This is a genomic window from Nitrososphaera sp. (genome assembly GCF_037447015.1).
Lineage (GTDB): Archaea > Thermoproteota > Nitrososphaeria > Nitrososphaerales > Nitrososphaeraceae > Nitrososphaera.
The window spans coordinates 1-24,256 of sequence record NZ_JBBIHK010000009.1; the positions used below are offsets into that span (position 1 = coordinate 1).

Sequence of the window (24,256 nt, forward strand, 5' to 3'; positions counted from 1 at the left end):
TACATCTGCTCCGTCTTGTGCTCCGGGAGCGCCTGGACGCTCCTTATCTTTTTAAGCGTCTTTTCCATCGCCTCGGCCTCCTTCAGGAGCGCCGGCACGTCGCACGACGCCCCGGGTGCAAGCAGGGCTATCGCCTCGGCTATCGCGGCCCCTGCGCGAAAGTCAGGCGCGTCGCGCACCACCCTCACCAGGAGCACGATCACGTCAAAGTTGCGCCAGGTGCCCTCGTTGAGCAGGACCGCCGGTATGCCTGCGACAGAGCCGTTTGTGACCGGAGGTATGCCGGCCTCCTCTGCCTTTTTCCTTGCGTTCTCGGTGCTCCCGACTGCGTATACCCGGGGGACATCCTCCGGCTCCTCCCCCTCGCCGTATGGCAGACCCGCCGCGCTCACCACCAGGTCGCAGTTGCTGCTTGCGGCCCAGTCGAGCATAGCGTAGGCTACGGGCTTGAACAGCGCAGGGTCCAGGTTGAGCTCGGACACGAACATGCCCAGCTTTAGATCCTCGTTTGCATGGACGCGGGCCGGAAACGACGGCATCGAGTCCTTTACTATCGAAAGCGGCGGGAAGGCCGGCGAGTCGATGACTGCCACAAGGTCCGTCTTGAGCGTGTGTATGAGGCATTCGGACGCTATGGCGTTTGCAAGGCCGATGCTAGGAAAGCCGTCGACTACTATGCCGCTCTTTAGGTTGACGTTGCGGATCCTGCGTATGTCTATCAGTGGAGGAGAGTACACTCTGGGTGCAGTTTAGCTACTCGGGATTAAAAATATAGCTTGCTTGCTTGTTTGCCCAAGTCAGTCAGGCTCCGACGAGGGCGAGCAGCGACTCAAAGTTGGCCCGGCTCTGGTCCCACTTGTACTTTTTTAGCGCCGAAATGGCGGCCTGCCTGTCCACATGAGGCATCACCTTTGCAAGCGAGCCGGCCACGGGGCCACTCACGAAAAGCGACTGGCCGGCGGCAGAGACGTTGCACATCTTCTTTCTCTCGGTGCTTGCGCTCTCGAAATCGATTATGGTCGCCTTTTTGCCGCAGACTATGACGTGCCTGTCGACCCGGCTCAGCTCGCCGTGGTCGATGCCGGCCCTGTCCAGCAGGTAGCACTGCTCAAGCACAGAGGCGGCGACGCTTTGCGCCTGCTCTCTGCCGGCTGAAAGACCGTCGCCTGCTGCAGCCCAGTCGACTATACCCTCACCTTCTGCAAACTCCATCAGCATAAAGTTGGAGGAGTAATCGTACAGCGCAGGCCCCACGCCGGCGCCGTTTGCAATCCTGTGCAGGCGCGCCTCTGCCTGCATGTCCGGCCTGTTGGCATCCATCCTGCGGATCTTGAGCGCGCATGTCTCCCTGCCTTTTCCGGCCATTACCGCCTTCACCACGAGCCCGACCTGGCCCTTGCCGGCAATGCGGAGGCCGGAAACGAGCGTCCTGCCGCCAAGGATTATCTGCGACACGCCAAGCGACCTCAGCTCCTCCACTCGGGACAGGTGCTCCTGCTCGCTGTAGCGCGGGTAGGTCAGTATCTCTGCCAGCTCTTGCGCGCCCACGTCCAGCGTCGTCGTCGTCGTTTTTTCTTCCTTGCTTTCAGGAAAAGATGAGGCTCTCTGTAGACGCAAGCTCGTAGGCCGCTTTTCTTGCAACTTTGGACATCTTCTTTCTGCCGCTCCCGCTATAAATTTCGAGCTTGGCCTTAGCCGTCACAATCATGTCCTTTGCGACGCCGCTTGATTGCGGGTTCTGCAGCAGCTTTTTCAAGAGGCGGCCGGCGTCGGTCTCGTTGCGCTCTGTCACCATCGAGACGCGCATCTCCCTGTCTGCCCACACCGCAAGCGGCGGCTTTTTCTTTTTTGATTTTGCGATAAAGTTCTCTGTCTCTTTTGCCATCGCAATCTCTGGCCCCTTCCTCACGATGTAGGGAGGGAGCGTGAGCGATTCTAGCAGGAACGCAAAGGCCCCTCTGTCCTCCTCGTCTGTCTGGCAGGTATGGCGGAACATGGTAAAGCCGGCTATCTCTAGCTGCTTGGCAAGCGAGTTTGAGCTTCGCTTCAGCTGGCCCCAGATGGTGTCGGGGCTGCGCTTTCTGTGCGAAAACTCGGCCACCAGCACGTTGCCAAGCAGGCGCCTGTCCACCCTGCCCGGCCTGTAGCCTGCAAAGAAACGCACGGAGGGCTTTTTGAGGAACGCCCGGGCGGCAAGCACGAGCCTGCCGGCGCTCTCGGGCGATATCGCGGTGCCGAGGTTCCGCCTCGGGTCCACCGGATCGATGATGACAAGCGGGCTTGAGAACCCCCGGGCCACGTCAGGGTCGTAGCGCCCCTCGTCGACTGCTATGACGTGGCCCTGCCGGAAACCTGCCGCAGCGGCCCGGAGCACGCCTTCGAGCGAGCCGTATTTTGCAATCAGCACCTCAGACACATAGCCGGAGAACCCCGCAGTCGATATCTCGGCGCCGTATATGCCGGCGGATTTGAGGAACTTTTTCAGGAGCCGCACCTGCGCCTTTTTTTCGGGGCCGAGCGCCTGCATGATATACTGCGTGTGGTAGGGCGACCTGTCTGCCGCGCTCTTCCATTTTCCCTTTTCCACGTCATAGCAGGGCACGATGTTTACGCGTATGCCACGGACGAACGCCTCGACGTACGGGTGGTCTGAATAGCGCAGCTGCGGGTCAAAGCCGGCCAGCGCCTCCCTGCCTATCTTTACTCCGAGCTCTTCAAACCTCTTTTCGTCCACGTCCGGCCTGACCTTTACAAAGATGTCAATGTCGGCGTCGCCCCGCAGCCAGGTGCCCTTGGCAAACGAGCCCCCAAAGACCACGTCTGCGACTTCTTTTGTCGTCAGGGCGGCCGCCCTTGCCTCGACAAGGCCCTTTACGCGGCCCGCTACTGCCGTTATCTTTTTTGTTTCCTGTGCAGTGGGTGTGCAGAGGATAAGGGCCCTGGTAAGCAAACGGCTACTGCTACTACTACTGCTGCTGCCGCTGTTACTGCAGGCATCATTACTACTGTTGTTGCCATCGCTGTTGCTTTTGTTATTGTTATCGGCTGCGGTGGCTGGAGACGGGGTCATGGGTGTTGCTGCTTGCCCTCTTTTTCTCCTGTTGTTGCAGCGCGGACGGTATAAATGTTCGAGTACTGCGGCCCGGACGGCCCAAGGTCGCTCTTTTTCAGGTGGACGCCATCGACGACGCCGGAGCCAAACGTCCTGCCCACGTATTTTTCGACGTTGACGCGCACGTGCCGGTTCTTGGCTCTGAAAATGGTCAGGTGGGGCGAAAAGGGCTTGTCTGGGACAAAGCCGGCCTGAGCCATTTTTGCAACCACGTCTGCGGCAAGGGCCTGCAGCTTTTGCGCGCCTTCAGGCTCGACCCCCACCCACACGACGCGGGCGTTGCGCGGGTTTGGGAACGCGCCGACGCCGGCGTACGTGATCGTAAAGGGCTCGAATCTTACCTGTGCAAGCAGTTCCTTCACCTGCTGCGCCTGCTGCTCCGAGACCTCGCCCAGAAAGATGAGGGTGAAATGGAAATTCCCGGGGTCGACAGGCCGCACGTCGCGCCTGTCCATGCTCTGCATCATCTCCCGCTGCAGGTCTGCCAGACCACTGTTGTTGTTGCTGCTGCCTTCTGAAGAAGAAGGGGCGTCCACCGCGATAAAGGCGCGCATTGTAATTATATACAGAGAAGACTGGAAAAAGTTTGTTTATATTATTTTGCCGGCCATTGCATGCCGTGGCGGGCGCAGACAGCTTTGCAGTCGAGCAGGGCAGGGGCGACGAGGCGGTAAAATGGATGAACGAGTACGCAAAAAAGAACAAGGCCAACTTTGAGGCCAAGCTGCAGGATTACGTATTGCAAACGGCCAAGTTCGGCGGCTTTGACATGATCTCGTGGAAGGGCGACTGGCCGGCGGCAAGGAACATCATCAAGAAGGCAAGCGGCAAGTTGAGGATAAAGACGCTTGAATCCGGCTACCACGAAAAGACGGACCTGCTGTCGTCGATGTTTGGAGCAAGCTCGGAATTCGCCAAGGTCTACTCTAACGGCAACCTCGTCGGCCAGATAGAGATGACCCGCAAGTCCGGCAAATGGGTCGCCAAATCAGAGGCGTTTTCCTGACTTTTTGTTCCCGCTCTTGTTGGCGAAATAGATCTTCTTCATCTCCTCCACCCACCCGTCCTTCTTGGCATAGATCTGCTTTTGCTTCCTCGGCTTGCACACGGACAGAGCGTACGAGCACAACAGTGGAAAGTACACGGACGAGTCGCCGTATACGATCACGTTGCCCCTGTGGGAGGTCTTGATCTTGCCCCAGCTCTTGCCCTCCTGCAGCGTGGCGCCAGAGAGCCCGCCCGTGTCCGGCCGGGCATCGGTCAGCTGGATCAAATAGTCCTGTCCGCCCTCCTTTATCTTTAATATCTGGTAGAGGGCAGGCCCTGTCTGCTGGAAAAAGTTCTTTGGCACCCCGCCCCCAAGCTCCAGGCCGCCTGATTTTTCGCTCTTCCACAGTATCGCGGCAGACTCGGCCACGTCAAGAATAGTGTTGGGAAAGACGCCCTTGCCTTCAAACAGCAGGGGCAGCATGTTGAGTCCGATGGACGAGTCGCCTATCGCAGGCATGTAGACAGGCACGTTGTTCTCGTATGCCTTGACCAAGAACGACTTTTCCGGATGGCGCGAGTTCTCCTTGGCCGCCTTGCCAAGCGCATAGGCAATGTCTGCCGTGGAGGCGTTCTTGGGGATTTCATCTGCGCGCTCTTTGATGTCTTTTTGCACGAGCAGATCCTGCGCCTGCAAAGTCTCCAGCTCTTTGATGTATACGTCGTATATGCGCACTATTTGCTTGGCGTAGAGCACGTCGTCGTCCACGTCGAAATGTCCCTGCCTGACAGGCAGGCCGTAGGCAAAGTGCAGGTCGTGGTAGACGTTTGCGCCGGTAGCCACTATCCAGTCGATAAAGCCGGCCTCTATCATGGCAGAGATGGTCCTGCCCATGCCTATCGGCGTCATGGCGCCGGCAAGGGTGAGGCAGACAGTCGAGTTGGTGTTTATCATGTCCTCAAGTATCTCGGCCGCCTCTGCAAGACGACGGGCGTTGTAGCCGGTCAAGCCGTAGAATTTTATCAGGTCTGTCACGGTCATGTCAGCCGAGACCTTTGGCGGCTCTAGCTTGCGGCCCGTAAAAGAGTGGCGCGGGTCTTCGTCCATGCCGTCATGATCATGATGGGGATGATGATGGGGATGGTGGCCGTTGTGGTCGTGCACCCTTTACCTTGAAAACGCTTGCTTTTAAAAAATTCTGTTCGTATGCAGATTTTTATTCCAGCGCAATCAATACACACACGCTTCATGGCGGCCGGCAAGAACAAAGGAAAGAAGAGAAAAGAGAGTGACGACAAGGATCTGCTCCACAGCGCGGTAAAGGACCACTCCATTACAGCAGACAGCGACATCAACTCGATACTTGCAGGCATGGCAGGCTCTGGCGGCTTTGAGTCGCGCAATCTGGCAGACGGCGTCGACATCCTGAACAGGATGCAGGACGAGCCCGGCTGCACGAAATTCCTCTCCTTTGTAGCCGCGCTGATGTCCACAGGCGCCAGGGGGATCGTCAGGGACATGCTGAAAAACAAGATGTTTGACGTTGTCATAACCACCTGCGGCGCGCTCGACCACGACATCGCCCGCTCTTTTGACAAATACTATGCCGGCGACTTTCGCATGGACGATAAGGAGCTTTTGAAAAAGGACGTGCACAGGCTTGGGAACGTGCTTGTGCCAATGTCGGCCTACGGCCCGCTGATAGAGGAAAAGGTGCAGCCCTGCCTTGACGAGATGTACAGGGCAGGCCAGCGGGATGTCGCCAGTTACGAGATCACCGATAAACTTGGGAGCACGCTTGGAGAGGACTCGTTCCTCTACTGGGCGCACAAGAACAGGATACCCGTGATTGTGCCCGGCATCGTCGACGGCGCGGTCGGGAGCCAGATATGGCTGTACCACCAGCAGCACAAGGATTTCAAGCTGCATGTGCTGAAGGACCAGAGCAGGCTTTCTGATATTGTCTTTGACGCCAAAAAGTCGGGCGCGTTCATGGTAGGTGGCGGCATATCCAAGCACCACACGCTCTGGTGGAACCAGTACCGGGGCGGGCTCGACTATGCTGTTTACATCACCACTGCGCCCGAATGGGACGGCAGCCTCTCTGGCGCGCTGGTGGCAGAGGCCATATCGTGGGGCAAGGTGACCACGAAAGCGAGGCAGACGACCATCCACGGCGAGGCATCGACGCTCCTGCCGTTCGTGTACGCGGCCATGCTCCAGCATCATCATCAACAACAGCAAGAAAAGAAGAAAAAGTAACGGTTATTATTACTGCCGCAGGCACACAAAAGAGTGCGCTTGGAGCTGGATGACGTTCTCGCACACTCGCTTGCCGCAGGCAGGCAGGCTGCCAGGCTCTTGAAGGAGAATTTCGGCAATTCTTCCACCTACAACGTAGAGATCAAGAGCGACAGGTCGCTTGTGACAAGGGTAGACGGCGAGTCCCAGGCGCTGATAATGTCGTATCTGAAAAAGCAGTTCCCCGACGTGCCGTTTGTGGCAGAGGAGCAGGACAGGGTGCAGAACGCATCGATAAACAAAGACGGCTATTACTTTGTCATCGACCCGCTGGACGGCACCGCCAGCTTTGTCATTGGCATCCCGTTCTTTTGCACTTCGATTGCGCTGTGCAGGGGGAGCGAGACGCTCGCAGGCGTGCTTGTGGACCCAAACCACAACGAGGAATTTACCGCCGCCAGGGGCAGGGGCGCCTGGCTGAACGGCAGCAGGATCGCAGTCTCGGAAAGGTGCAAAATTGAGGAGCTGTACCTCAACGTGAACCACACCAAGTTTGCGCAGGAGAGGTTTGAGCGCATTAACCAGAACATTCTGCGAAAGATAAAGAGGTTCCACAAGCTGGGCAGCCTGTGCCTCGAGGTCGCCTACGTGGCCGCTGGCAGGCTGGACGGCACGATAAACAACGACCTGTCGATGTGGGACATTGCTGCAGCCGGCCTGATACTTGAAGAGGCAGGCGGGAGGTGGTCGCTACTTGACGGCAGCAGGCCGTCTTTTCCGGTCTTTGAAAAGCTGGACATTGTCGCCACTAACGGCCTTGTACACGGCGACTTGCTGCGCTCGCTTTCGCCTTCTCGGGCCGACTAGCTAGCGGGGCACTATTTTCACCGACAGTATCCGGGCGTCGTCGGGGTTGACCGGCTGATCCTTGTCGTCGCCATCGCCGCCCACCCTCGGCAGCGCCGCCAGCTTGTCCACCGTGTCCATGCCTTCTATCACCCTGCCGAATACCGTGTACTTGTCGTCGAGGCTCTGCCTTATCAGCTCGCTGTCTTCAAGCACGATAAAGAACTGCGAGCCGGCGCTGTTGGGGTCGTTCGTCCTTGCCATCGACACTATCCCCCGCGTGTGCGGTATGTCGTTGAACTCTTCCGGGATGGTGTAGCCGGGCCCGCCCGTGCCCCACAGCGACTTGTCAGCGGTAGCATTCCTAGTCTGCGGGTCGCCTCCCTGTATTACAAAGCCGGGCACGAGCCGGTGGAAGACGGTGCCGTCGTAAAAGCCATCTTCTGCAAGCGTGATAAAGTTGTTGACGTGCCCCGGTGCCGCCTTTGTAAAGAACTCGATCTTGATCGGCCCCTGCGCAGTCTGTATCTCTGCCACCTGGTCGCCGGTGGTCATGTCTGCAAGCGGGCCGGACGTGGGCTGGTACGGGTCGCCGGCAGGGCGCGGTACATAGTCGTGGTTCACCCTGTAGATCAGTATGCCAGTCACGATGTCCTTGCTCTCGGCAAAGCTGGGCGAGGCGTAGACGAGGTGGAACGGCTGGTCCGGCCCGCCGTCGGCAGGGTATTTCACGTGTTTGGAATACAGCTGTACCAGCCCGGGCTGCCAGCTCTCCTCCACCCTTGTGAGAGTAGAGCCGTCGAACGAGGCGAAGTAGAGCGGCTCAAACGGTATCAGCTTGCCAAGGAGCGTGTTGTTCCAGAACGCCGGCTTGGGAGTAAAGGCATCGCGCTCTACGTACCTGCTCTCGTCAAAGCCGGAGATCCTGATTATCCATTGCTTTTTGCTCTCCTCCCCGCCCTGCCCAAGCGTGAACACCGGGACCTTGCTTGAAGTGGAATTGGAGACTGGGTCTGCCTCAAGCTGCTTCTGTCCCACCACGTAGACGAGCAAATAGTCTGCTTTCAGATCCTGCGCTATCTTGGTGCCCGACTGCTCGTCTGCTATGAACATCTTGGCCACCGACTCGATGCGCGTCTGGTTGAGCGTAGCGTTGTCGTTGACGGTGGTGCGCTGGCCCAGCGTCGTTATCCAGTATCCATAGTCCCACCACGCGGCCACCACGGCGTCCTTCTCGGTGTTCTGGGACATCCACTGCATGGCGTCCGTCCAGTCGTCTGTCTGGATGCGGAAGACGGTGCCACCGTTTGCAATCGCGGTTGGCACGTCGGCAGACGAGAGCCAGCTGGACTGCGGAGGGTAAAAGACAGGGATTGCGAGCATGGCGATGATGACGCCCGTGTAGATCATCCTGACGCCAGAGCCGCGTGAAACGGGAGACTTTATCTGGGCCGCCTTTTTGCCCTTTTGCCCGGAAGACGCCTCCTTCCTGTTCTCCATTATCACCCTCGTTATCTCGGCAAGGCCAAGGGCGGCAAGCACGATGATGCCCACTGACGCAAAGACCAGCAGCCTGGCAAACGTCGCGCTGACGTAGACGCCTGTTATGCCAAGTATCAGGGCAAACACGGCCGCGTCGTTGCGCTTCTGGAACGCCATCCACGCCCCAAAGCCGGCAAATATCAGCAGGATGGAATAGTCAAGGAAATAGTCCACTATGGTCGGGGTGAGGTGCTCGGCCACCGACTCGACCAGCGCGTTCTCTGATTTCAGGAACGGGTTTATGGCGTTGAGGTACCTAAAGCTGGGCGAGGCAAACAAGCCGGCGGCGATGATGGCAATGCCGGCGGCCACAAAGCCTATCAGCAGAAAAGCAGCATAGCGCGTGCCTGGCTTGACCCTGTTCAGAAAAGTGGCCGCGACCAGGAACGCAGCCGAGCCGGCCATCGCAATCCCGGGCAGGCCCGTGACAAACGCCATTCCAGGCCGGGGGAAGGCGCCGGCGGCAAGGAGCGTGAACACGGTGAACGCCACTGCGACGTACATCGGTACCGTCATGTCTTTTTTAAAGAACGGGAGCGCAAGGAAAAAGAGAGCTATGGGGATGCTAAAGTACTGGACGCCACCCCACGACGCGTTTGCAAGGCCGAGCAGCAGGCCGCCGAGCACCGCCTTTGGTATCGCGTATTTTACCTCCCTGTGCCTTATGGCCGAGATAAAGAGGTAGGTGGCTATGAGGGCAAAGAAGAGGCCCAGGGGCTCGGACTTGAACCAGCCCAGGTTGCCCCTCAGGATTATGGGGGGCGAGAGCGCAAAGAACGCTGCCGCAAAGAGGCCGGCCGTAGTGCCGCCAAGCACCCTCACGAGCGCAAAGACCACTATAACTGTGAGCGAGCCTATGACGACAGGGAACATGATGGTAAAGTCCATCAGCGACGAGCCGCCGCCAAATATCTGGTACATTATGGCGGCTATGACGTGCAGGCCCGACTGCGAAGTTGCCGCAATGTCGCGTCCTTCGGGATACCATGACATGGTGTCGTGCCAGCGCCAGTACGCGTCGAGGCCGTTGTCCAGGATAAACTTGACTGCGCGGTAATCGAAATATGGGTCAAACTCGTTGAGGTAAAAGCCGTACTTTACCGGGTACGTGCGCACTATCATTGCGACAGAGAACGTCATGGCAAGCACCGCGATTATGACCAGGTGCCGCGTCCGGAACTCGAATGACCCCGCCCTGAAAAGCGTCGCGCTACCCTGAAACATTGCAGTTTTGGAGGGGTTGCCGTCTTTTAAGTTAATCCTTTGGCAGAATCTCCACGGGGCAGGACTTGACCAGCTCTTTAAAGCGGGCCGCGTCACTTTCGCTGCCAACGATTGCCGCATAGTGCATCGGGATGGCAAGCAGCCTGGGCCTTATGCGCCCGTCCACCGCTTTTGCGGCCTCGTCGGCAGTCATCACGTACGTGCCTGACACAGGCACGAGCGCCACGTCCGGCCGGACCTGCTCCATCTCGGGTATGTCGTCCGTGTCTGCAGCGTGGTAGATGCGCAGGCCGCCAAGCGTGACTACAAAGCCCACCTTGTTGTCCTTTTTGGGGTGGAACGTCTTGTTGGTGTTGTAGGCGTGCACGGCCTCCGCCTGAACGCCCTTGACTGTCACCCTGTCGCCAGGTAGCACAGGCTTGACCTCAAGCCCCAGCGGTTTCAGCTGGTCGACGCACTCTCTTGCTGCCACTATGACGGTGTCCTTTTTCACCACTTTTTTCAGATCGTCCATGCTCAGGTGGTCAAAGTGGTTGTGGGAGATAAGCACAATGTCGGCGTCGTTGCTGCTCTCGGCAAGCTGGTACGGGTCTATCCAGACCGTCACAGGTGCCGCCGGCATCGTCGTCGTTGCTGCTGCCTTGCCTGATGCGCTGCCGACTAGCCGGAACCCGTCGTGGCCTGTCCGGTGGAACTTGACTCCCTTGAACTCGAGCATGAGTTAGAGAACCGGCGAGATTTGTTTTAAAGCTTGCTGGAACTTTTTCTCTCTTTCTCTTGTCAGTCGTACCTGTGCGGGTTTGGCGGCGGCGCCCGCCCCTCCTTTATCTCTGTCATTATCCTGTTCTTGTCTTGAAGCAGCCTCCACACGTCTATCACGCGCATCTTTAGCTCCTGCTTTTTCCCCTTGACGATGAACGGCCGGGCGTCCTTGACGTTATAGACCATCATCGGGTTGCAGTTCTCGGCGTAATGGACAAGCTGCCAGCACGCCTTGTAGCTGTCAAGCCTGTCTATCGCATAGTGGGCAAGGCCGTGCGACAGCAGTAGGCCGTGCAGCCACAAGTCGCGCATGTTCATCCGGGGCGTCATCCTGACCGTGACCGTCTTGACGCCGTGCTCGTAGATTTCAAGCGCGGGCTTGCCGTCTGCCATCAGCTGCTTGTCGGTAAAGAGCACCTTGATCCCTGCAAAGAGGTCGCCTGCGCCGGGAAAGGGGCGCCGGTACTCGTCGCACACCAGCTTTGTGGCCCTCGTTAGCATCTTTTTGTCGTTCTCGGTGTAGGGAAAATCTGGGTCGAACTCGACGACAGGATACGCTGCCATACCTGTACTATGCTGGCCAGTATTAGAACTTTTTTCTGTTATTAACCTGAATCGGTGACTACTAGGACACGAGGCTCGGGTTTGCAACCGTGAGCCGGTCCCTGCTAAGCGTGACGACCAGCACCTCGTTTGCGATGAGGCGCCGGCGCAGGTTGGTGTCGATGGTGGCGACAGCGCATTTCTTTTCTGTTGCGTACTCGACTATAGAGTCGTCGACGTGGGCGGCCCTTGGCACGGCGACCGTCTTGAACCTGCTCTGCACGAGCTCAAGCGCAGTCCGGGCAAGCGTGGCCCTCTTCGGGCCCGCCTTGGCCTCTAGCCTCTTCAGCTCCTCGACTACGATGTCAGGCACTATGAAATCCAGCACTCCAAGCTCGTGCTCGACGCGGCCGACGTTTTTTATCGGCTTTGCGACAAGCACCATGAGAAAACTCGTGTCGCACAGTACCTGCATATACGTCTCTTTTCCTAGACTGCTATCCCCGAGCCTATCAGGCGCCACCTCTCGGCTATCCTGCGGCTGATGGCCACGCGGCTCTTGGGCAGGAGGCACACCGGTTTTTTCAGCTTGACCTCTATCCTGCCGTCGCGCACGCTTGTAACGGTGCCGGCGGACGCGGCCGTGCCGATGTTGAGGCGCAGCGGCTCTTTTGCTTTTATCGGCTCGACCTTGACCATGTCCTGCGTGCCTACTGCCGTGTCAAACAGGTGCGTCTCGACGGTAATGTCCTCGACGTCCTTTGGAAGCGTGCCGGGCTTGCCGACTATAGAGCCGATGAGCGAGTCGCTCTTTGTGTAGGTCGGATCCAGCTTTGTCCCGATTGCCACCAGCCCACCGGGCTTGACGTTTTCCACGAGGCCGGCGCCGGTGCCAAGCGTCGCTATCGAAGACGTTATCGGCTCGTACCTGCCCTTCTTTTCGTCAAGCAAGCCGGGCCTTATCTCGACTTCGTCGCCGACAGAGAACTCGCCCTGCACCAGCGCGCCCCCCATGATGCCGCCCTTGACCTGCTTGATCGGGGTGCCGGGCTTGTTGATGTCAAACGAGCGCAGCACGTGCATTATTGGCGGGGCGTTCTGCACCCTCTCCGGCGTCTTTATCGTATTTTCCATCGCCTCGATGAGCGCGTCTATGTTGAGTTTGTGCTGCGCCGACACCGGGATTATGGGGGCCTTCTCGGCTATGCTCCCCTTCACGAAATCCTTGATCTGGTTGTAATTGTCAAGCGCCTCTTCCATCGTCGCAAGGTCGGCCTTGTTCTGCACCAGCACCAGCTGCTGGATGCCAAGGACGGAAAGCGCAAGCAGGTGCTCCCGGGTCTGCGGCTGCGGCACCCTTTCGTTTGCGGCCATCACAAGGATGGCGCCGTCCATGAGCGCCGAGCCGGAGAGCATGTTCGCCATCAGGCTCTCATGCCCGGGCGAGTCGACGAAACTCACGACGCGCAAAAGCTCGGCCTTGCCGCCGCAACCCTCGCAGGTAGGCTGCGTCCCGTAGCAGGCCGGCGGCTCGCAGCCGGAGCACTTGTAAAACGCGGCGTCGGCATAGCCGACCTTGATTGTAATCCCGCGGCGCAGCTCCTCGCTGTGGGCGCTCGTCCAGACGCCCGTGATCGCCTCTACAAGCGTGGTCTTGCCGTGGTCCACGTGGCCGGAGGTGCCGATGTTGACGCAGGGCTGGTAGCCGTATTTCTTGACGTACCAGTCCGGCAGGGTCTCTTTCCAGTGCAACTAGCAGTAACGTGAAATTCTCTCAGATATTAAGGTACGGAGAAATAGAGAGAGAAAGAGAGAGAGAAATTAAATTACTTTTTCTTCTTTTCTTCTTTAGTCGGAGCTGCTGCTTCTGTGGCAGCCGGAGCTTCTTCCTTGGGCTTTTCCGGCAGCTTGCCCTCGACCAGCCGGAGGTTCAGCTGGTAGATTTCTTCGGTGACCATGTTGCCCCTCACCAGCTTGCGGACCCTGCCGCCTTCGAGGTTCTTGGCGCCTACGCCCTCTGACATCAGGACGTACTTTTTGACGCCGCCGTGCACGTCTGCGCGCATTGGCGTGCCCGACTTGTCAGAGCCTCCAGTGATCTTTACTTTCCCGCCTGCGATGCCAATAACCGAAGAATCGATAACAGAGCCTATCCTGGCGCCGACCAGCGGCTGCGCGGCCCTGTCCTTGAGCTCCTGCGACACGCTCCTGCCTGTCGCGTCAGAGACTACCAGTTTGAACTGTGCCAATGTAGATTCAGGACGCGTTTTTGGATTTAATTAACGTTTGGCTTGCCTTTCTTCTTCTTTCTTTTCTTCTGCTCCTCCTTCTTCGTGCCCGCCGTGGTGATGGCTGTGCATCCTGCGTAGCGCCTCGTGCACCTGGTCCCTGAATATGGTCAGCCCTATCCTGCTTGCGTAGGGCTGCCCCTTGGCAAACGACTCGGCCAGGTTGCTGACAAAAGACGGCGCCACCTTTGGTGGCATCGGGGGCTCAAACGGGTCGACGACTGCCTCTATTATTGCGGGTCGGTCGTCGACTGCCATTGCCTCCCTCACCACCGAGCGCGCGTCGCGCGGGTCGGAGATCGAATATCCTGCGGCCCCGCACGCCTCTGCAAACTTGGCAAAATCTATGGGCGCAAACTCGACTCCGTACTCGGGGTTGCCAAGGAAGGCCAGCTGCTCCCACCTTATCATGCCAAGCGAGTTGTTTTTCACGATCACGACCTTGATTGGCAGCTTGTATTTCACTGCCGTGGCAAACTCGCCCATCAGCATGGAAAAGCCGCCGTCGCCCACAAACGCCACGGACTGCCTCTCCGGGAACGCTATCTTGGCCGCAATCGCATAGGGCAGGCCGGCGGCCATCGTGGCAAGCGTGCCAGAGAGGGAAAACTTCATCCCGCGCCGCAGGTAGATGTGCTGCGCGGCCCAGATGGTGTTTGTCCCGCTGTCGACTGACACTATGGCGTCGTCTTCGAGCTCCTCAGAGACTATTGCCGCTATCACCTGCGGCTTCATTGGAATATCAGTGCGGCTGCTGCGCTCTTTCATCAGGCCGTTCCAGTCGTTCATCGCCGCCTGCTTGCCCTTCAAAAAGCGCCTGTCGCTTTTTTCCTGCAAAAGCGGCAGCAGGGCAGACAGCGTCAACCTGGCGTCGCCGACGAGCCCCGCCTCGACAGGGTAGCGCAGCCCTATCTTTTCTGCAAAGAGGTCTATCTGCACGCCCCTTGCCTGCCCCGGCCTTGGCAGGTAGTCGATGTATGGAAAGGAGGTGCCGACCATCAAAAGGGTGTCAGCCTCTGCCATCGCGTCGCTTGAAGGCGACGTGCCGAGCAGCCCGATGCCCCCAAGGCAGAGCGGGTGGTCGTCCGGCACTACGGCCTTGCCGAGCAGCGCCTTTACCACGGGCGCGCCCAGCCTGTCTGCAACCGCTATCAGCTCGTCGGTGGCGCCAAGCGCGCCCTGGCCTGCAAGCACCACCACCTTTCTGCCGGCGTTGAGAATGTCTGCAGCCTGACGCAAAAGAATAGGGTCAGGCATGGCCGCAGTCACAAAGGCGTCCGATGTGTGGCCGGGCACCTTGTGGCGTGAATACTCGCCGTGCAGCTCTTTTTCCTGCACGTCTATCGGGATCGTAAGATGGCTTACACCCTTTTTTGCCAGCGCGCTCCGGCAGGCAATGTCGACTGCCATCTCGGCGTGCTCGGGGCTGTTTATCATGTTGTTATAGACTGATACGTCTGAGAACAGCTGCCTCAGGTCGACATCCTGCTGGTAGCTGGAGCCCATCATGTCCGAGTAGGTGCTGCCCGTGATCGCAATCACGGGCGCGCCGTCTGCCTTGGCGTCGTAAAGCCCTGCAAGGAGGTGGATGGCGCCCGGCCCGGATGTGGCGACGCAGGCGCCCAGCCTGCCCGTGTATTTTGCGTAGGCGCACGCCATGAACGCCGCAGACTCTTCGTGTCTTACCAATACAAAGCGGATCCTGCTGCTCCTCTGGCGCAGGGCCTCGATGAAACCATTGATGCCGTCCCCGGGCAGCCCGAAAATGGTATCGACGCCCCAGTCGAGCAGCGACTCGGCTATGATGTCGGCTGTTTTCATGCAATGTTTTACCGCAACTTGCCAATAAGCATAACCAGCTATTTTATTAGCAGAGGCATCATGAAACGGTTAAAAACAAGATATGCCAATGGCAGCTGCGTTGGAAGCGGCAGGACAGGAAAAAGCAAGAGAATGCCTACGGTGCGGCTTTGAGATGAAGCACATGCAGGCATGCCACCTGATCTGCCCAAACTGCGGGGCTCACGAAGACTGTTCGGATAAAGGCAGCACATGGTAATCCTTTTTCTCAGAACGGGTTCTTGTCCCAGTTCATCTGGAAATCGTCTGCCATCATGACCGCCCTGCCCTTCATCACCTCGATGTACTCGTCATAGGTGGCCGAGTAGCCGCAGCTGGCGCACTTGACGTTCTCCATGTCGTCGTCCACGTGCGCCTTCCTTGCGCAGCGGGGGCACTTGGCTTCCAGCACCACGCCTGTATTGTCTGCAGCCGAGAATATCTGCTTTTTGCCACCCTGCATCCAACATCCACGCAGATAGACAGCTTTATCTTTTGCCGCCAAAAAGAGTTACAGTATATGCCTGAAGGAGAAGAAGAGCCGCAAGAGGTCCACATCGTGCTTTTGTCAAACGAGCCTGGAAGGGCCTATTCTGCCCTAGCGCTCGCTCTGGGAAGCGTGGCCATGGGGACGAAATGCAAGCTGTACTGCACGATGGGGGCCCTGGAGATAGTGAAAAAGGGCGGGGCCGACAAGATAACTATGCCCGGCGCCCCTCCGCTTTCCAAATACCTCCGTGACGCCATAGACGGGGGCGTCGCAGTCACCGCGTGCGGCCCGTCAAAAGAGATGCTGCACCAGATGGGCGTAACGAGGAGCAGCCTCGAACAGGGCGTGGAATTTGAGGACGTGATCGGGTTCCTCAACGCCGCCCTCCCTGCGGCCAAAAAGGGCGCGATGGTCGTGTTTATATAACGATCTTGGCAATTCTGTGCTGGAAAAAATGCACCAGCAACAAAAGGACAAGGCCGCGGCCGGCCAAGTTACTGCAACCGCTGCTGCCGGCGCACAGCTGGAAAAAGAAGAGGTCATCACCAAGTCGGTCGACACACGCGGCATGGCGTGCCCGTACCCCTCGTTTGAGGCGGTCAAGGCGCTCACCCAGCTCAAGGCGGGCCAGACCATCGAGGTCATAACTGACAGCGGCGAGTCGGCGCTCGAGTCAATACCGAGTGTGTGCCAGCGCAGAAAGTGGGACTTTGCCGTGTTGGAAGAGGGCAAGGGCCTCTGGAAAGTGCGTATCACCAAAAAATAGCTAGTTAGCATTATAAGCTTCTATTACAAATCCCCGGCCGTTGACCCGGCTAGGCGACATGTACAGGCGCGCAAGGAGCATCGCGTCGGACAGGCCCACCAATTTTGGCTGGGTGGTGGACGGCAAGCTGGCAGGCTCGGGCCTGCCGGTAAGCAGGCAGGAATTCGACTGGGTGGTGGCGCAGGGCGTCAGGTCCATAGTCACCGTGCGCGAAGTGGCGCTGCCAGCCGACTGGATAGACAACAACGGCAACAATGGCAATAGTGAAGCGATGATGGGCTACATGCACCTGCAGGTGGACGACTTTGACGCGCCGTCGCCCGAAGAAATTGACAGGGCAGTCGACTTCATCGACGGCGAGATAGGCCGCGGCCGGCCCGTGATGGTGCACTGCGCAGCCGGCAAGGGCAGGACCGGCGTCATACTTGCGGCCTATTTCATGAAAAAGCATGGTCTTGCGCCGCAAGAGTCGATAGAAAAGGTTCGCGCCATGCGCCCCGGCTCGGTGCAGTCGGAGGTGCAGGAGTGGGCGATAACGATGTACCAGAAATACCTGCAGAATAACAACAATAGCAGAAAATAATTTCTTTTATTGCCATTACTCGGGTACCGAGTCTATCACCAGCTGTCCGTTCTGCACCTTGACAAAGAGGTACCTGTTGTCCTTGAAGATCAGCGTTATCTCGTTCTTGGTCTCTTCCACGTCCAAAAGCTCCTGACCCTTTATGCCGTCATACTTGGCCATATGGCTACTAGTATCACGGGCAGGAATATTTGAACTAGTCTGCTATCTCTTGGTCCAGGCTTTCGAGGCACGCGGCGAGCAACTCGTTGCTCCTCTTCAGTATCCATTTTGGAAATTGCTCGAACGTGAACACGTACTGCTGCTGGAAATTGGGCGGTATGAACCCGCCGTGCGTTATAACCTGCACGACCACGTACTGCTCGTTGACCGTCGCCACCTCCTCCTCTGCCGCGCCGTCCGTCTCCTCTATGGTGTGGCGGTACAGCACGACGGGCCTGCCGGTCCTCGTGGCAATGATGGACGCCCTGCGCAGCCTTTCTCTGAGCTTGTCAAGGACCCAGCTGTCAAGGGTTACCTGCTCGTTGGTCAATCGCAGATAATGCCGCTGAATTGTCTATATAGGATCGTATGGCAACGCCTGTTGACCTGGCGGTAAAGGTTTCTTTATCCATACTTGCCAGTACTGCTAGAATGTGTGCTCCTAGCTCCCCCGAATGACGGGAAAAAGCCGGCTGGAGGATATTACAATATAGCAGCAAAACTGCATACACTTTGGTTAATTATTTTTTCATCTTCTTCATCCGCGCCGCGGCTTATTCTTTTATCCTGCTGCTGTCGTCGTCATTGACGACGATGAGGAAGAGGAGGAAAGCGCCAGGAGCCTGCGGGCCAGCACGCAGTCAAGGTGCACCATATCGTCTGTAAAGTTGCCGCATCCGGGGCAGACCATGTTGAGCGTGACTCCGCACAGCTCGCACGACGATTTTGGTCGAAGTTCCGTCCCGCAGCTGCGGCACAGGGTCTCTGGCACGGCGCAAGAAGACGCGCATTTCCGCCCTTTAAACGGTGTCTCTTCTTCTCTTTCTGTTATTCCACGGACACTTTGAACTCTCGCCCGTCGATGTCGACCCGCTTGTAGTTGACCCCGTCAAGCGGCTCTTTGGACAGCACGGCCGCCTTTACCCTCACCAGGTATGTCATCTCGTCCTTCATGGCAGACAGCGCCGCAGTTTCCTCGTCGTCAAGGCCAGCCACGTACGCGGCGGCAAGAATGTCTGTCGGGTTGTACTGCCTCTCCTTGCGCAGCTGCTGCAGGTTCCGCGCCAAGTCGCGCAAAAGGCCCTTGGCTATCAGGCCCTTGTCCCGGGCAGTCGAGACGAACACGATCAGGTTGCCTCGCTCTGCCATCGAGTAGCCCTCTGCTGCCTTGTAGGTGATGTCAAGGTCGGAAGGCGACAGCTCGACTGACTTGTTGTTGTCGTCGTTGTTGTTGTAGGAAAGGACGTATTTTCCGTCCTTTTGCAGCAAAGAGATGATCGCCAGCTTGTCAGGGATGCTTTCAAAAGCCTGCACCACGGCGTTAATGTCTGCCTTGACCCGGGGCGCGACGGCCTTTCTCACCAGCGCGATGTTTACTGTAATTGGCATCTTCTCGGCAAGCAGGCTCCCCACCTTTTCCAGCTGCGAGCCCGTGCCAGCTGCTGCTATCTTGACCATCCGGTACTGCTCGGCGTTGAGCTGGCCTTTGAGCGAGTCGGCGACGCCGGCCACCCGCAGCGGGCCCAGCTCTGCTTCTGTGCCGCAGATGATGGCGCTTTCAACCGGCCACCTGCGCTTCAGGCTGGCAAAGTTGCGCGCCGCGTTTGCAAGCGAGACTACCTCTTTTATCATGTCAAATGCAGACTCGACCTCGGCGTTTTCAAGCCGGCTGTCAGGTTCTGGCCACGTCTCTAAAAGCACGCTCTTTTTCTTGCTGCGGCCGCCAAAGCACGTCTGGTACAAATATTCGGTGATGTACGGAGACAGCGGGTGCAGCATGATGTCGATTTTTTCAAGCACGTGGCCCAGCACCGCGTACACTGCCAGGCGGCGGTCGAGGTTCTCGGCGCTGTCGTCCCATATCACGTTGCGCGTCAGCGGGACGTAGGTCTGGCTGAGGTGGTTGATGATAAAGCCGTCGATGGCCTTTGCCCCCTCGTGGAACCTGCACCGCTCAAATGCGTCTGTGACCTCTGCTATCAGCCGCTGCATCTTGGCAAGCAGCCAAACCTCTGTCGGGCTTGCCAGGTTGTTTGCAAGGACCCATTCCAGCGTGTGCTTTTCCCCGTCGAACCTGTCGAACTCGCTGTTCTGCCTGAAATAGACGTGGAGGTTGTGGAGCGTGCTCAGGATCTGGTACGTGCGGGTCCTCATCTCATCCAGGCTGAAATTCAGGGCCTCGATGGGCGACGACTTCCACATAAAGTACAGGCGCACCAGATCGACGGGGTGCTCGCTCAGCAGTTTGCGCGCGTCAAGCACGTTCCCAAGGCTCTTGCTCATCTTGCCGCCCTTTTCGTCAAGCACGTGTCCCTGGAACAGGAACGAGCGGTACGGGCTCTCGCCCTTCATTATCACGCCTTCCATCAGGAGCGTGTAGGCCCAGCCCCTCGTCTGGTCGATGCCCTCCGTCAGGAACTCGGCAGGTACGAGGTCCGAGTATTCCGAGTCGGTGAGAGAGGCGTACGGCGCGGCGCCAGAGTTGTGCCACGTGTCAAGCACGAACGCCTCGCGCTGCATGTCGGCGCCACACTTGCTGCATTTTATCTTTATCCTGTCTATCCACGGACGGTGGAGCTCAAAGTCCGGGCCGTCCGGGAGGTCGATGGCCCTCTTTACAATCTCTGCCCTTGTAAAGAGAGGCTCCTTGTTGCCGCACTTGGCGCAGGACCATACCGGCAACGGGGTGCCCCAGACGCGCTCGCGTGATATGCACCACGGGTGCTGCTCCTTGATTATTTCTAAAAAGCGGTTCTTGGGCTGCTCAAAGAAATAGTCCACCTTTTGCGCCGAATCAACGGGCTTGCTGCCGAGGCGGTCGATGAGGTAAAAGTACTCGCGCCGGGCAAGCCACACCACCTTGTGGTGGGAGCGCCAGCACGTCGGGTACTGGTGCTTTATCCGGCCCATCTTGACAGAAGCGCCGGCCGCCTTCATCGCCTCAAAGACCTTCATGTCGGCGTCTCTGACAAACAGGTCCTTGAACGCGCCTGCCTTTTCTGTAAAGATGACGCGGTCGTCTATCGGCACGAAAATGGGCACGTTGCGCCTGTGCGCTATCTCGAAATCTTCCTCGCCGTTTGCCGGCGACAGGTGCACAAGCCCGCTCCCGGTTGCAGTGTCGACGAAATCCTCTGCCACCACAAAGTGGATAGAGCCCGTGCTGGCAAGTTCGGCAAGCCCCGGTATCAGGTGCAACAGCGGATGGATGTAATGGCGGTTGTCAAGTTCCTTGCCCATCACTTCTTTTTCGACCCTGTAGTCTTCGATGCGGAGCTCTTTCATCAGCTCGGCCAGCCTGTCAGAGCCCACCACCCATCGCTCGCCTCCCTGCGCCGTGTCCTTTGTGACCCAGACGTACGAGTATTTTGCGGCTGGGTTGACCCCGACCATCTCGTCGGTGACTATTGTGAAAGGCATCGTGGTCCAGACGATGAGAAAAGCGTCCTCGTCTGCCAGCCTGACCTTGTAATAGAAGGAAGGATCCTCGACAGTCTCGTAGCCCTGGTTCACCTCTGCGTTTGAAAGCGACGTCTGGCACGACGGGCAGTAGGCGACAACGCGGTACCACTCGGTGAGCACGTTGCCCTCCCACGCTTTTTTCAGTACCTGCCACTCGCGCTCGATGTACTCGTCCTTGTAGGTCCAGTACGCCCTGTCGTAGTTGAAAGACATGCCGAGCAGGCCGTCCATAGCCACCCACTTCTCGTTGTACGAGTGGATCAGCTTTTTGCACGTCTCGACGATTTTCTCGATGCCTACCTTGCTGATGTTCTCGGCCTTGCTCCCGGTCAGGCCAAGCTCCTTTTCGGCCGCCAGCTCGACGGGTAGCCCCTGCGTGTCCCAGCCTGCGCGAAAGATGACCTTTTTCTTTTGCAGCGTGTTAAAGCGGTACCAGAGGTCTTTGATGACCCGGCCGCGCAGGTGGCCGGCATGCGGCTCGCCGTTCATGGTGGGCGGGCCCTCAATGTAACCCACAAGCGGCCTTCCTGTCAGCTCGTTTTCGAGCATCCCTTTCAGGTCCGTCTTGTCGAGGAACTGCCTGACCTCGTTTTCGATCGCCTTGGCGTCGAAACGGGCGTTAAACTCCATCAACGGGCAATGCCGTCGCGTGGCCCGTTTATATCTTTGGCTTGCTTCTTTTCTCTTCTTTACTGGCCGTCGTCCCGGAACATTATCTGGCGATGCGTCCCGTCGCAGAACGGCTTGTTGCCGGATGCGCCGCAGCGGCAGAGCGTATAGTGCTCTTTGGAAGCGCCCTGCGCCCACTTTGCTCCCGCCAGCTCGACGCCGCCAGTGACGTGGTACGGCCCGTTCTTTAGCACCTTTATCATCGGAGGCAGACCGTCGTTGTTGTCTCTGTGTTCAACGCCGTCTATCGAATACGAGAGTGCGCCAGACGGGCATTTCCTGACGGTCTCGATCACCTTTTGCACGTCGGCCCCGTCGGGGTTCATCCACGGCCTCTCACCGAGCCTGAACACGGCAGGCAGGCTGCGTAGGCACTCTGCCGCGTGCGCGCAGATGGCCCTGTTGTCGTGGACGGTGATGCTTTTGCCGACATAGTCCTTGCGCCTGTCAGGCGGCGAGTCTTGGCTCTGCTCGTTCTTGTCGCTAAAGCCGGCGGCAATGTGCGAGCCGTCGCAAAAGGGCTTGCTCCTTGACTGGCCGCAGCGGCAGAGCGCGACCTTTTTCACCGTCTTTAGCGGCTCGCCGGTCGGGCCGACGAGGTTTTCAACGACTGAAGGCTCGGGGTCGCTAATGTAGTAAAGGGGTCCGTTTGGCGCAGGGACTATTTTTGCCACGATACAGCATATGCAAAGGGGCATTACTTAAGCAGAGAAGTAAGGGCCGGCTTACCTGCGCTGTCTTTGCTTACTCTAACAATAGGATTATATCTTTAGCAGCGCTTGCGTAAAGCTCGATAAAATTGGCACTTGTTGACACGGTCAAGGCAGGCAAGAACCCGCCGGAAGAGATAAACGTCGTAATCGAGATACCAAAGGGCAGCAACATCAAGTACGAGATCGACGAGGAGAGCGGCGCGCTGTTCGTCGACCGCAAGCTCTTTACAGCCATGTTCTACCCGTGCAACTATGGCTTTGTCCCACAGACAAAGGAAAAGGACGGCGACCCCGTCGACGTGCTGGTGCTTGGCGAGGACGCCGTAATACCGACGGCAGTGATCAGGGCAAGCCCGGTGGGCGTGCTCATCACGGCCGACGAAGAGGGCGAGGACGCCAAGGTCGTCGCAGTCCCGGTCGCCAAGATCGACCCGGCGTTTTCAAACGTCAAGGACATACAGCACGTCCCGCAGCACGTGCAGGACCAGATCAAGCACTTTTTCGAGCACTATAAAGAGCTGGAAAAGGGCAAGTACGTCAAGGTGACTGGCTGGAAGGACGCGGCGGCAGCCAGGGCCAAGATCAAGGAAGCGATGGAGCGCTACAAGGCAGAGCAGTAGCTCGCTCCATCATTTTTGCGACGGCAGTATTTCCAGCCAGAACCTATCAAGCTGCCGTTGCGTGACGTAGGGGTTTCTGTTCTTCGATAGGTCCTGTTCTATGTAGATGACATACTTGCCTGGCGTGGTATAATCCTGCGCGCTCAAGGTTATCTCGAACTGGCCGGCTTTTTCTGTCGTCACCTCAGAGCTGCCTTTCGATACGTCGGCTGAAACCGCGCATGGCAGCCGGGATATAGAAAAAGACATCTTGTCTAGATCGTACTGCGGCAAATAAGACCTGACTTGCACGATCATGTCGGATTCGCCGCCCTGGACGACGGAAACGGTATCGCCGATCCTCGTGTAATTTCCTCCGCTGACCGACATCTCGTATTGCGCCGGCGGCATAGGAGGATACCGGAAATACCATTGCGAGCTTGCAGAACTTTGGCTCCAGAAATGGCTGCCGTCTCCAGTATACCTTGCAATCACCTGTAGATCGAGTGAGAATTTGTAACCCTCCTTTATTGCAGCCTCTTTCTGCCCCGATAGCAACCTTGGTTGCCACCTGTTGAATTCAAAGCATCCGTCAATGTTGGTCGTCGCATTCCCCATGTACACGCCGTTCACGGCAATGTCAACGTTGCCGTGAGCGATGGGCCTGCCTACGCTGTCAAGCACATGTCCCTTGAGGAAATGGCCTGAAAGGTCCGGGTCGACATCTCCGTACATTTCCAGTTCGACTGACGTGTCGCGTTCGTCTTCCATGCTCTCATAGCCCTCGTACGGATCGGGCAACACAGTGACCGTTCCCCGCATTGTGTCTTCGTGAAAGCCGAAAACGCCCGGCTCTCTGAAAGTGTATGAAAACGAGCCGCCGGGTTCCAGCTTGCCACGGTGCCTGACAGCGTCGGCAAAGCCGGAATCGTTGATGTTGTCTGCCCTGACGTAGCGGGGGCGGCTGTCCTCGTTGACCCAAGTTACGGTGTTGTTGTAGCCGATCACGACTGTAACCCCGGCAGGCTCGTAACGTCCTTTGATTGCTATCACGGTCGTGCCTTCTGTTACGTCAAAAAGCTGCCCAGATTTTGCTGATAGGGTGTGCGGGGAATTAATACTATCTACTGCAAACACGTCGACCAGGCTGACCCCAGCCGACTGCGGCATCCAAGCTGCCCCTACATTCACTTCGGCGCCGGCAGCAAGAGTTGCATTCTGGAGACTGATAGATTCCGTAAAGCCGTGCCTGTCTGTCACCTGCACCACAAATACCGCGCTGACCGGCTCGCCGGAACTGTTCTTGGCGTTCGTAATTATGAACATATTTCCGTCGCCCACCCTGACAGGTCTTATGCCAGAGCTGGCAGAGACTAGTGTTGGAGCCG

At 57.9% G+C, this 24,256-nt stretch carries 26 protein-coding genes; 7 read left to right on the forward strand and 19 right to left on the reverse strand.

Annotated features, from left to right (window positions below; translation table 11 throughout):
* The 4 genes from WKI84_RS04985 to thpR form a co-directional block, all read right to left on the reverse strand.
* A partial coding sequence (locus WKI84_RS04985; RefSeq protein WP_337862427.1) for a PAC2 family protein occupies positions 1-737 on the reverse strand: 737 nt, incomplete at its 3' end.
* A gap of 64 nt (positions 738-801) precedes the next feature.
* Positions 802-1,617: a hypothetical protein gene (locus tag WKI84_RS04990; protein WP_337862428.1), complete on the reverse strand. Its 816-nt coding sequence runs from the start codon at positions 1,615-1,617 to the stop codon at positions 802-804.
* Positions 1,586-3,070 (reverse strand): CCA tRNA nucleotidyltransferase, encoded by a 1,485-nt coding sequence (cca, locus tag WKI84_RS04995; RefSeq protein ID WP_337862429.1) that lies wholly within the window; start codon positions 3,068-3,070, stop codon positions 1,586-1,588. The genes WKI84_RS04990 and cca overlap by 32 nt, the downstream gene beginning before the upstream one ends.
* Positions 3,067-3,666, reverse strand: a complete 600-nt coding sequence (gene thpR / locus WKI84_RS05000) for an RNA 2',3'-cyclic phosphodiesterase (protein WP_337862430.1) — start codon at positions 3,664-3,666, stop codon at positions 3,067-3,069. Before thpR ends, cca begins: the two co-directional genes overlap by 4 nt.
* 65 nt (positions 3,667-3,731) lie before the next feature.
* Here thpR and WKI84_RS05005 point away from each other — a divergent pair, with 65 nt between their 5' ends.
* The gene (locus WKI84_RS05005) at positions 3,732-4,118 is read left to right on the forward strand and encodes a hypothetical protein (protein ID WP_337862431.1); all 387 of its coding nucleotides are present in this window, start codon (positions 3,732-3,734) and stop codon (positions 4,116-4,118) included.
* Here the strand turns inward: WKI84_RS05005 and speY are convergent.
* Positions 4,101-5,264 (reverse strand): deoxyhypusine synthase, encoded by a 1,164-nt coding sequence (gene speY / locus WKI84_RS05010; protein WP_337862432.1) that lies wholly within the window; start codon positions 5,262-5,264, stop codon positions 4,101-4,103. The two genes, WKI84_RS05005 and speY, sit on opposite strands and share 18 nt — an antisense overlap.
* Before the next feature lie 84 nt (positions 5,265-5,348).
* Here speY and WKI84_RS05015 point away from each other — a divergent pair, with 84 nt between their 5' ends.
* Both WKI84_RS05015 and WKI84_RS05020 read left to right on the forward strand, forming a co-directional pair.
* A complete protein-coding gene (locus WKI84_RS05015; RefSeq protein ID WP_337862433.1) occupies positions 5,349-6,362 on the forward strand; it encodes a deoxyhypusine synthase in 1,014 nt (337 codons plus the stop codon).
* Between the two features lie 39 nt (positions 6,363-6,401).
* Positions 6,402-7,208: an inositol monophosphatase gene (locus WKI84_RS05020; protein WP_337862434.1), complete on the forward strand. Its 807-nt coding sequence runs from the start codon at positions 6,402-6,404 to the stop codon at positions 7,206-7,208.
* Here WKI84_RS05020 and WKI84_RS05025 read toward each other — a convergent pair whose 3' ends face one another.
* The 8 genes from WKI84_RS05025 to WKI84_RS05060 form a co-directional block, all read right to left on the reverse strand.
* Positions 7,209-9,953 (reverse strand): peptidylprolyl isomerase, encoded by a 2,745-nt coding sequence (locus WKI84_RS05025; RefSeq protein ID WP_337862435.1) that lies wholly within the window; start codon positions 9,951-9,953, stop codon positions 7,209-7,211.
* Positions 9,954-9,984: 31 nt separating this feature from the next.
* Positions 9,985-10,671 (reverse strand): MBL fold metallo-hydrolase, encoded by a 687-nt coding sequence (locus tag WKI84_RS05030; protein ID WP_337862436.1) that lies wholly within the window; start codon positions 10,669-10,671, stop codon positions 9,985-9,987.
* A 62-nt stretch (positions 10,672-10,733) separates the two neighbouring features.
* Positions 10,734-11,279 (reverse strand): hypothetical protein, encoded by a 546-nt coding sequence (locus WKI84_RS05035; RefSeq protein WP_337862437.1) that lies wholly within the window; start codon positions 11,277-11,279, stop codon positions 10,734-10,736.
* A 61-nt stretch (positions 11,280-11,340) separates the two neighbouring features.
* Positions 11,341-11,733, reverse strand: a complete 393-nt coding sequence (locus tag WKI84_RS05040) for a PIN domain-containing protein (RefSeq protein ID WP_337862438.1) — start codon at positions 11,731-11,733, stop codon at positions 11,341-11,343.
* Positions 11,734-11,747: 14 nt separating this feature from the next.
* Positions 11,748-13,010: a translation initiation factor IF-2 subunit gamma gene (locus tag WKI84_RS05045; RefSeq protein WP_337862439.1), complete on the reverse strand. Its 1,263-nt coding sequence runs from the start codon at positions 13,008-13,010 to the stop codon at positions 11,748-11,750.
* 74 nt (positions 13,011-13,084) lie between these two features.
* Positions 13,085-13,507, reverse strand: coding sequence for a S6e family ribosomal protein (locus tag WKI84_RS05050; RefSeq protein WP_337862440.1), 423 nt, complete (start codon positions 13,505-13,507; stop codon positions 13,085-13,087).
* 30 nt (positions 13,508-13,537) lie between these two features.
* On the reverse strand, positions 13,538-15,367 hold the full coding sequence (locus WKI84_RS05055; RefSeq protein WP_337862441.1) for a thiamine pyrophosphate-dependent enzyme: 1,830 nt from the start codon (positions 15,365-15,367) through the stop codon (positions 13,538-13,540).
* A gap of 247 nt (positions 15,368-15,614) precedes the next feature.
* Positions 15,615-15,848: a zinc-domain-containing protein gene (locus WKI84_RS05060; RefSeq protein WP_337862442.1), complete on the reverse strand. Its 234-nt coding sequence runs from the start codon at positions 15,846-15,848 to the stop codon at positions 15,615-15,617.
* Positions 15,849-15,905: 57 nt separating this feature from the next.
* Here WKI84_RS05060 and WKI84_RS05065 point away from each other — a divergent pair, with 57 nt between their 5' ends.
* Genes WKI84_RS05065 through WKI84_RS05075 form a run of 3 tightly spaced genes read left to right on the forward strand, consistent with a single transcriptional unit; the run spans position 15,906 to position 17,224 of the window.
* Positions 15,906-16,301: a hypothetical protein gene (locus WKI84_RS05065; protein WP_337862443.1), complete on the forward strand. Its 396-nt coding sequence runs from the start codon at positions 15,906-15,908 to the stop codon at positions 16,299-16,301.
* A 28-nt stretch (positions 16,302-16,329) separates the two neighbouring features.
* A complete protein-coding gene (locus WKI84_RS05070; RefSeq protein WP_337862444.1) occupies positions 16,330-16,641 on the forward strand; it encodes a sulfurtransferase TusA family protein in 312 nt (103 codons plus the stop codon).
* Positions 16,642-16,681: 40 nt separating this feature from the next.
* Positions 16,682-17,224, forward strand: a complete 543-nt coding sequence (locus WKI84_RS05075) for a dual specificity protein phosphatase family protein (RefSeq protein ID WP_337862445.1) — start codon at positions 16,682-16,684, stop codon at positions 17,222-17,224.
* Positions 17,225-17,239: 15 nt separating this feature from the next.
* Here WKI84_RS05075 and WKI84_RS05080 read toward each other — a convergent pair whose 3' ends face one another.
* The 5 genes from WKI84_RS05080 to WKI84_RS05100 all read right to left on the reverse strand — a co-directional run bounded on the left by WKI84_RS05080 (position 17,240) and on the right by WKI84_RS05100 (position 22,230).
* On the reverse strand, positions 17,240-17,386 hold the full coding sequence (locus WKI84_RS05080; protein WP_337862446.1) for a hypothetical protein: 147 nt from the start codon (positions 17,384-17,386) through the stop codon (positions 17,240-17,242).
* Positions 17,387-17,420: 34 nt separating this feature from the next.
* Positions 17,421-17,756, reverse strand: coding sequence for a hypothetical protein (locus WKI84_RS05085; RefSeq protein ID WP_337862447.1), 336 nt, complete (start codon positions 17,754-17,756; stop codon positions 17,421-17,423).
* Positions 17,757-17,987: 231 nt separating this feature from the next.
* Positions 17,988-18,197 carry a hypothetical protein gene (locus WKI84_RS05090; RefSeq protein ID WP_337862448.1) on the reverse strand — a complete coding sequence of 70 codons (210 nt, stop codon included), beginning with the start codon at positions 18,195-18,197 and terminating at the stop codon, positions 17,988-17,990.
* Positions 18,198-18,253: 56 nt separating this feature from the next.
* On the reverse strand, positions 18,254-21,517 hold the full coding sequence (gene ileS / locus WKI84_RS05095; protein ID WP_337862518.1) for an isoleucine--tRNA ligase: 3,264 nt from the start codon (positions 21,515-21,517) through the stop codon (positions 18,254-18,256).
* 59 nt (positions 21,518-21,576) lie between these two features.
* Positions 21,577-22,230: a CDGSH iron-sulfur domain-containing protein gene (locus WKI84_RS05100; RefSeq protein WP_337862449.1), complete on the reverse strand. Its 654-nt coding sequence runs from the start codon at positions 22,228-22,230 to the stop codon at positions 21,577-21,579.
* A gap of 125 nt (positions 22,231-22,355) precedes the next feature.
* On the opposite strand from WKI84_RS05100, the gene ppa reads away from it, so the two are divergent.
* Positions 22,356-22,889, forward strand: a complete 534-nt coding sequence (ppa, locus tag WKI84_RS05105; protein WP_337862450.1) for an inorganic diphosphatase — start codon at positions 22,356-22,358, stop codon at positions 22,887-22,889.
* A 9-nt stretch (positions 22,890-22,898) separates the two neighbouring features.
* Here the strand turns inward: ppa and WKI84_RS05110 are convergent, their stop codons facing one another.
* A complete protein-coding gene (locus WKI84_RS05110) occupies positions 22,899-24,209 on the reverse strand; it encodes a hypothetical protein (protein ID WP_337862451.1) in 1,311 nt (436 codons plus the stop codon).
* Positions 24,210-24,256 lie beyond the last annotated feature (47 nt).

What these genes read in the sequence shown, in the direction of transcription:
- cca (WP_337862429.1), bottom strand. Translation starts at nt 3,070, where the DNA reads ATGACCCCGTCTCCAGCCACCGCAGCCGATAACAATAACAAAAGCAAC.
- thpR (WP_337862430.1), bottom strand. Translation starts at nt 3,666, where the DNA reads ATGCGCGCCTTTATCGCGGTGGACGCCCCTTCTTCTTCAGAAGGCAGC.
- WKI84_RS05015 (WP_337862433.1), top strand. Translation starts at nt 5,349, where the DNA reads ATGGCGGCCGGCAAGAACAAAGGAAAGAAGAGAAAAGAGAGTGACGAC.
- WKI84_RS05025 (WP_337862435.1), bottom strand. Translation starts at nt 9,953, where the DNA reads ATGTTTCAGGGTAGCGCGACGCTTTTCAGGGCGGGGTCATTCGAGTTC.
- WKI84_RS05030 (WP_337862436.1), bottom strand. Translation starts at nt 10,671, where the DNA reads ATGCTCGAGTTCAAGGGAGTCAAGTTCCACCGGACAGGCCACGACGGG.
- WKI84_RS05035 (WP_337862437.1), bottom strand. Translation starts at nt 11,279, where the DNA reads ATGGCAGCGTATCCTGTCGTCGAGTTCGACCCAGATTTTCCCTACACC.
- WKI84_RS05040 (WP_337862438.1), bottom strand. Translation starts at nt 11,733, where the DNA reads ATGCAGGTACTGTGCGACACGAGTTTTCTCATGGTGCTTGTCGCAAAG.
- WKI84_RS05055 (WP_337862441.1), bottom strand. Translation starts at nt 15,367, where the DNA reads ATGAAAACAGCCGACATCATAGCCGAGTCGCTGCTCGACTGGGGCGTC.
- WKI84_RS05060 (WP_337862442.1), bottom strand. Translation starts at nt 15,848, where the DNA reads ATGCAGGGTGGCAAAAAGCAGATATTCTCGGCTGCAGACAATACAGGC.
- WKI84_RS05065 (WP_337862443.1), top strand. Translation starts at nt 15,906, where the DNA reads ATGCCTGAAGGAGAAGAAGAGCCGCAAGAGGTCCACATCGTGCTTTTG.
- WKI84_RS05070 (WP_337862444.1), top strand. Translation starts at nt 16,330, where the DNA reads ATGCACCAGCAACAAAAGGACAAGGCCGCGGCCGGCCAAGTTACTGCA.
- WKI84_RS05080 (WP_337862446.1), bottom strand. Translation starts at nt 17,386, where the DNA reads ATGGCCAAGTATGACGGCATAAAGGGTCAGGAGCTTTTGGACGTGGAA.
- ileS (WP_337862518.1), bottom strand. Translation starts at nt 21,517, where the DNA reads ATGGAGTTTAACGCCCGTTTCGACGCCAAGGCGATCGAAAACGAGGTC.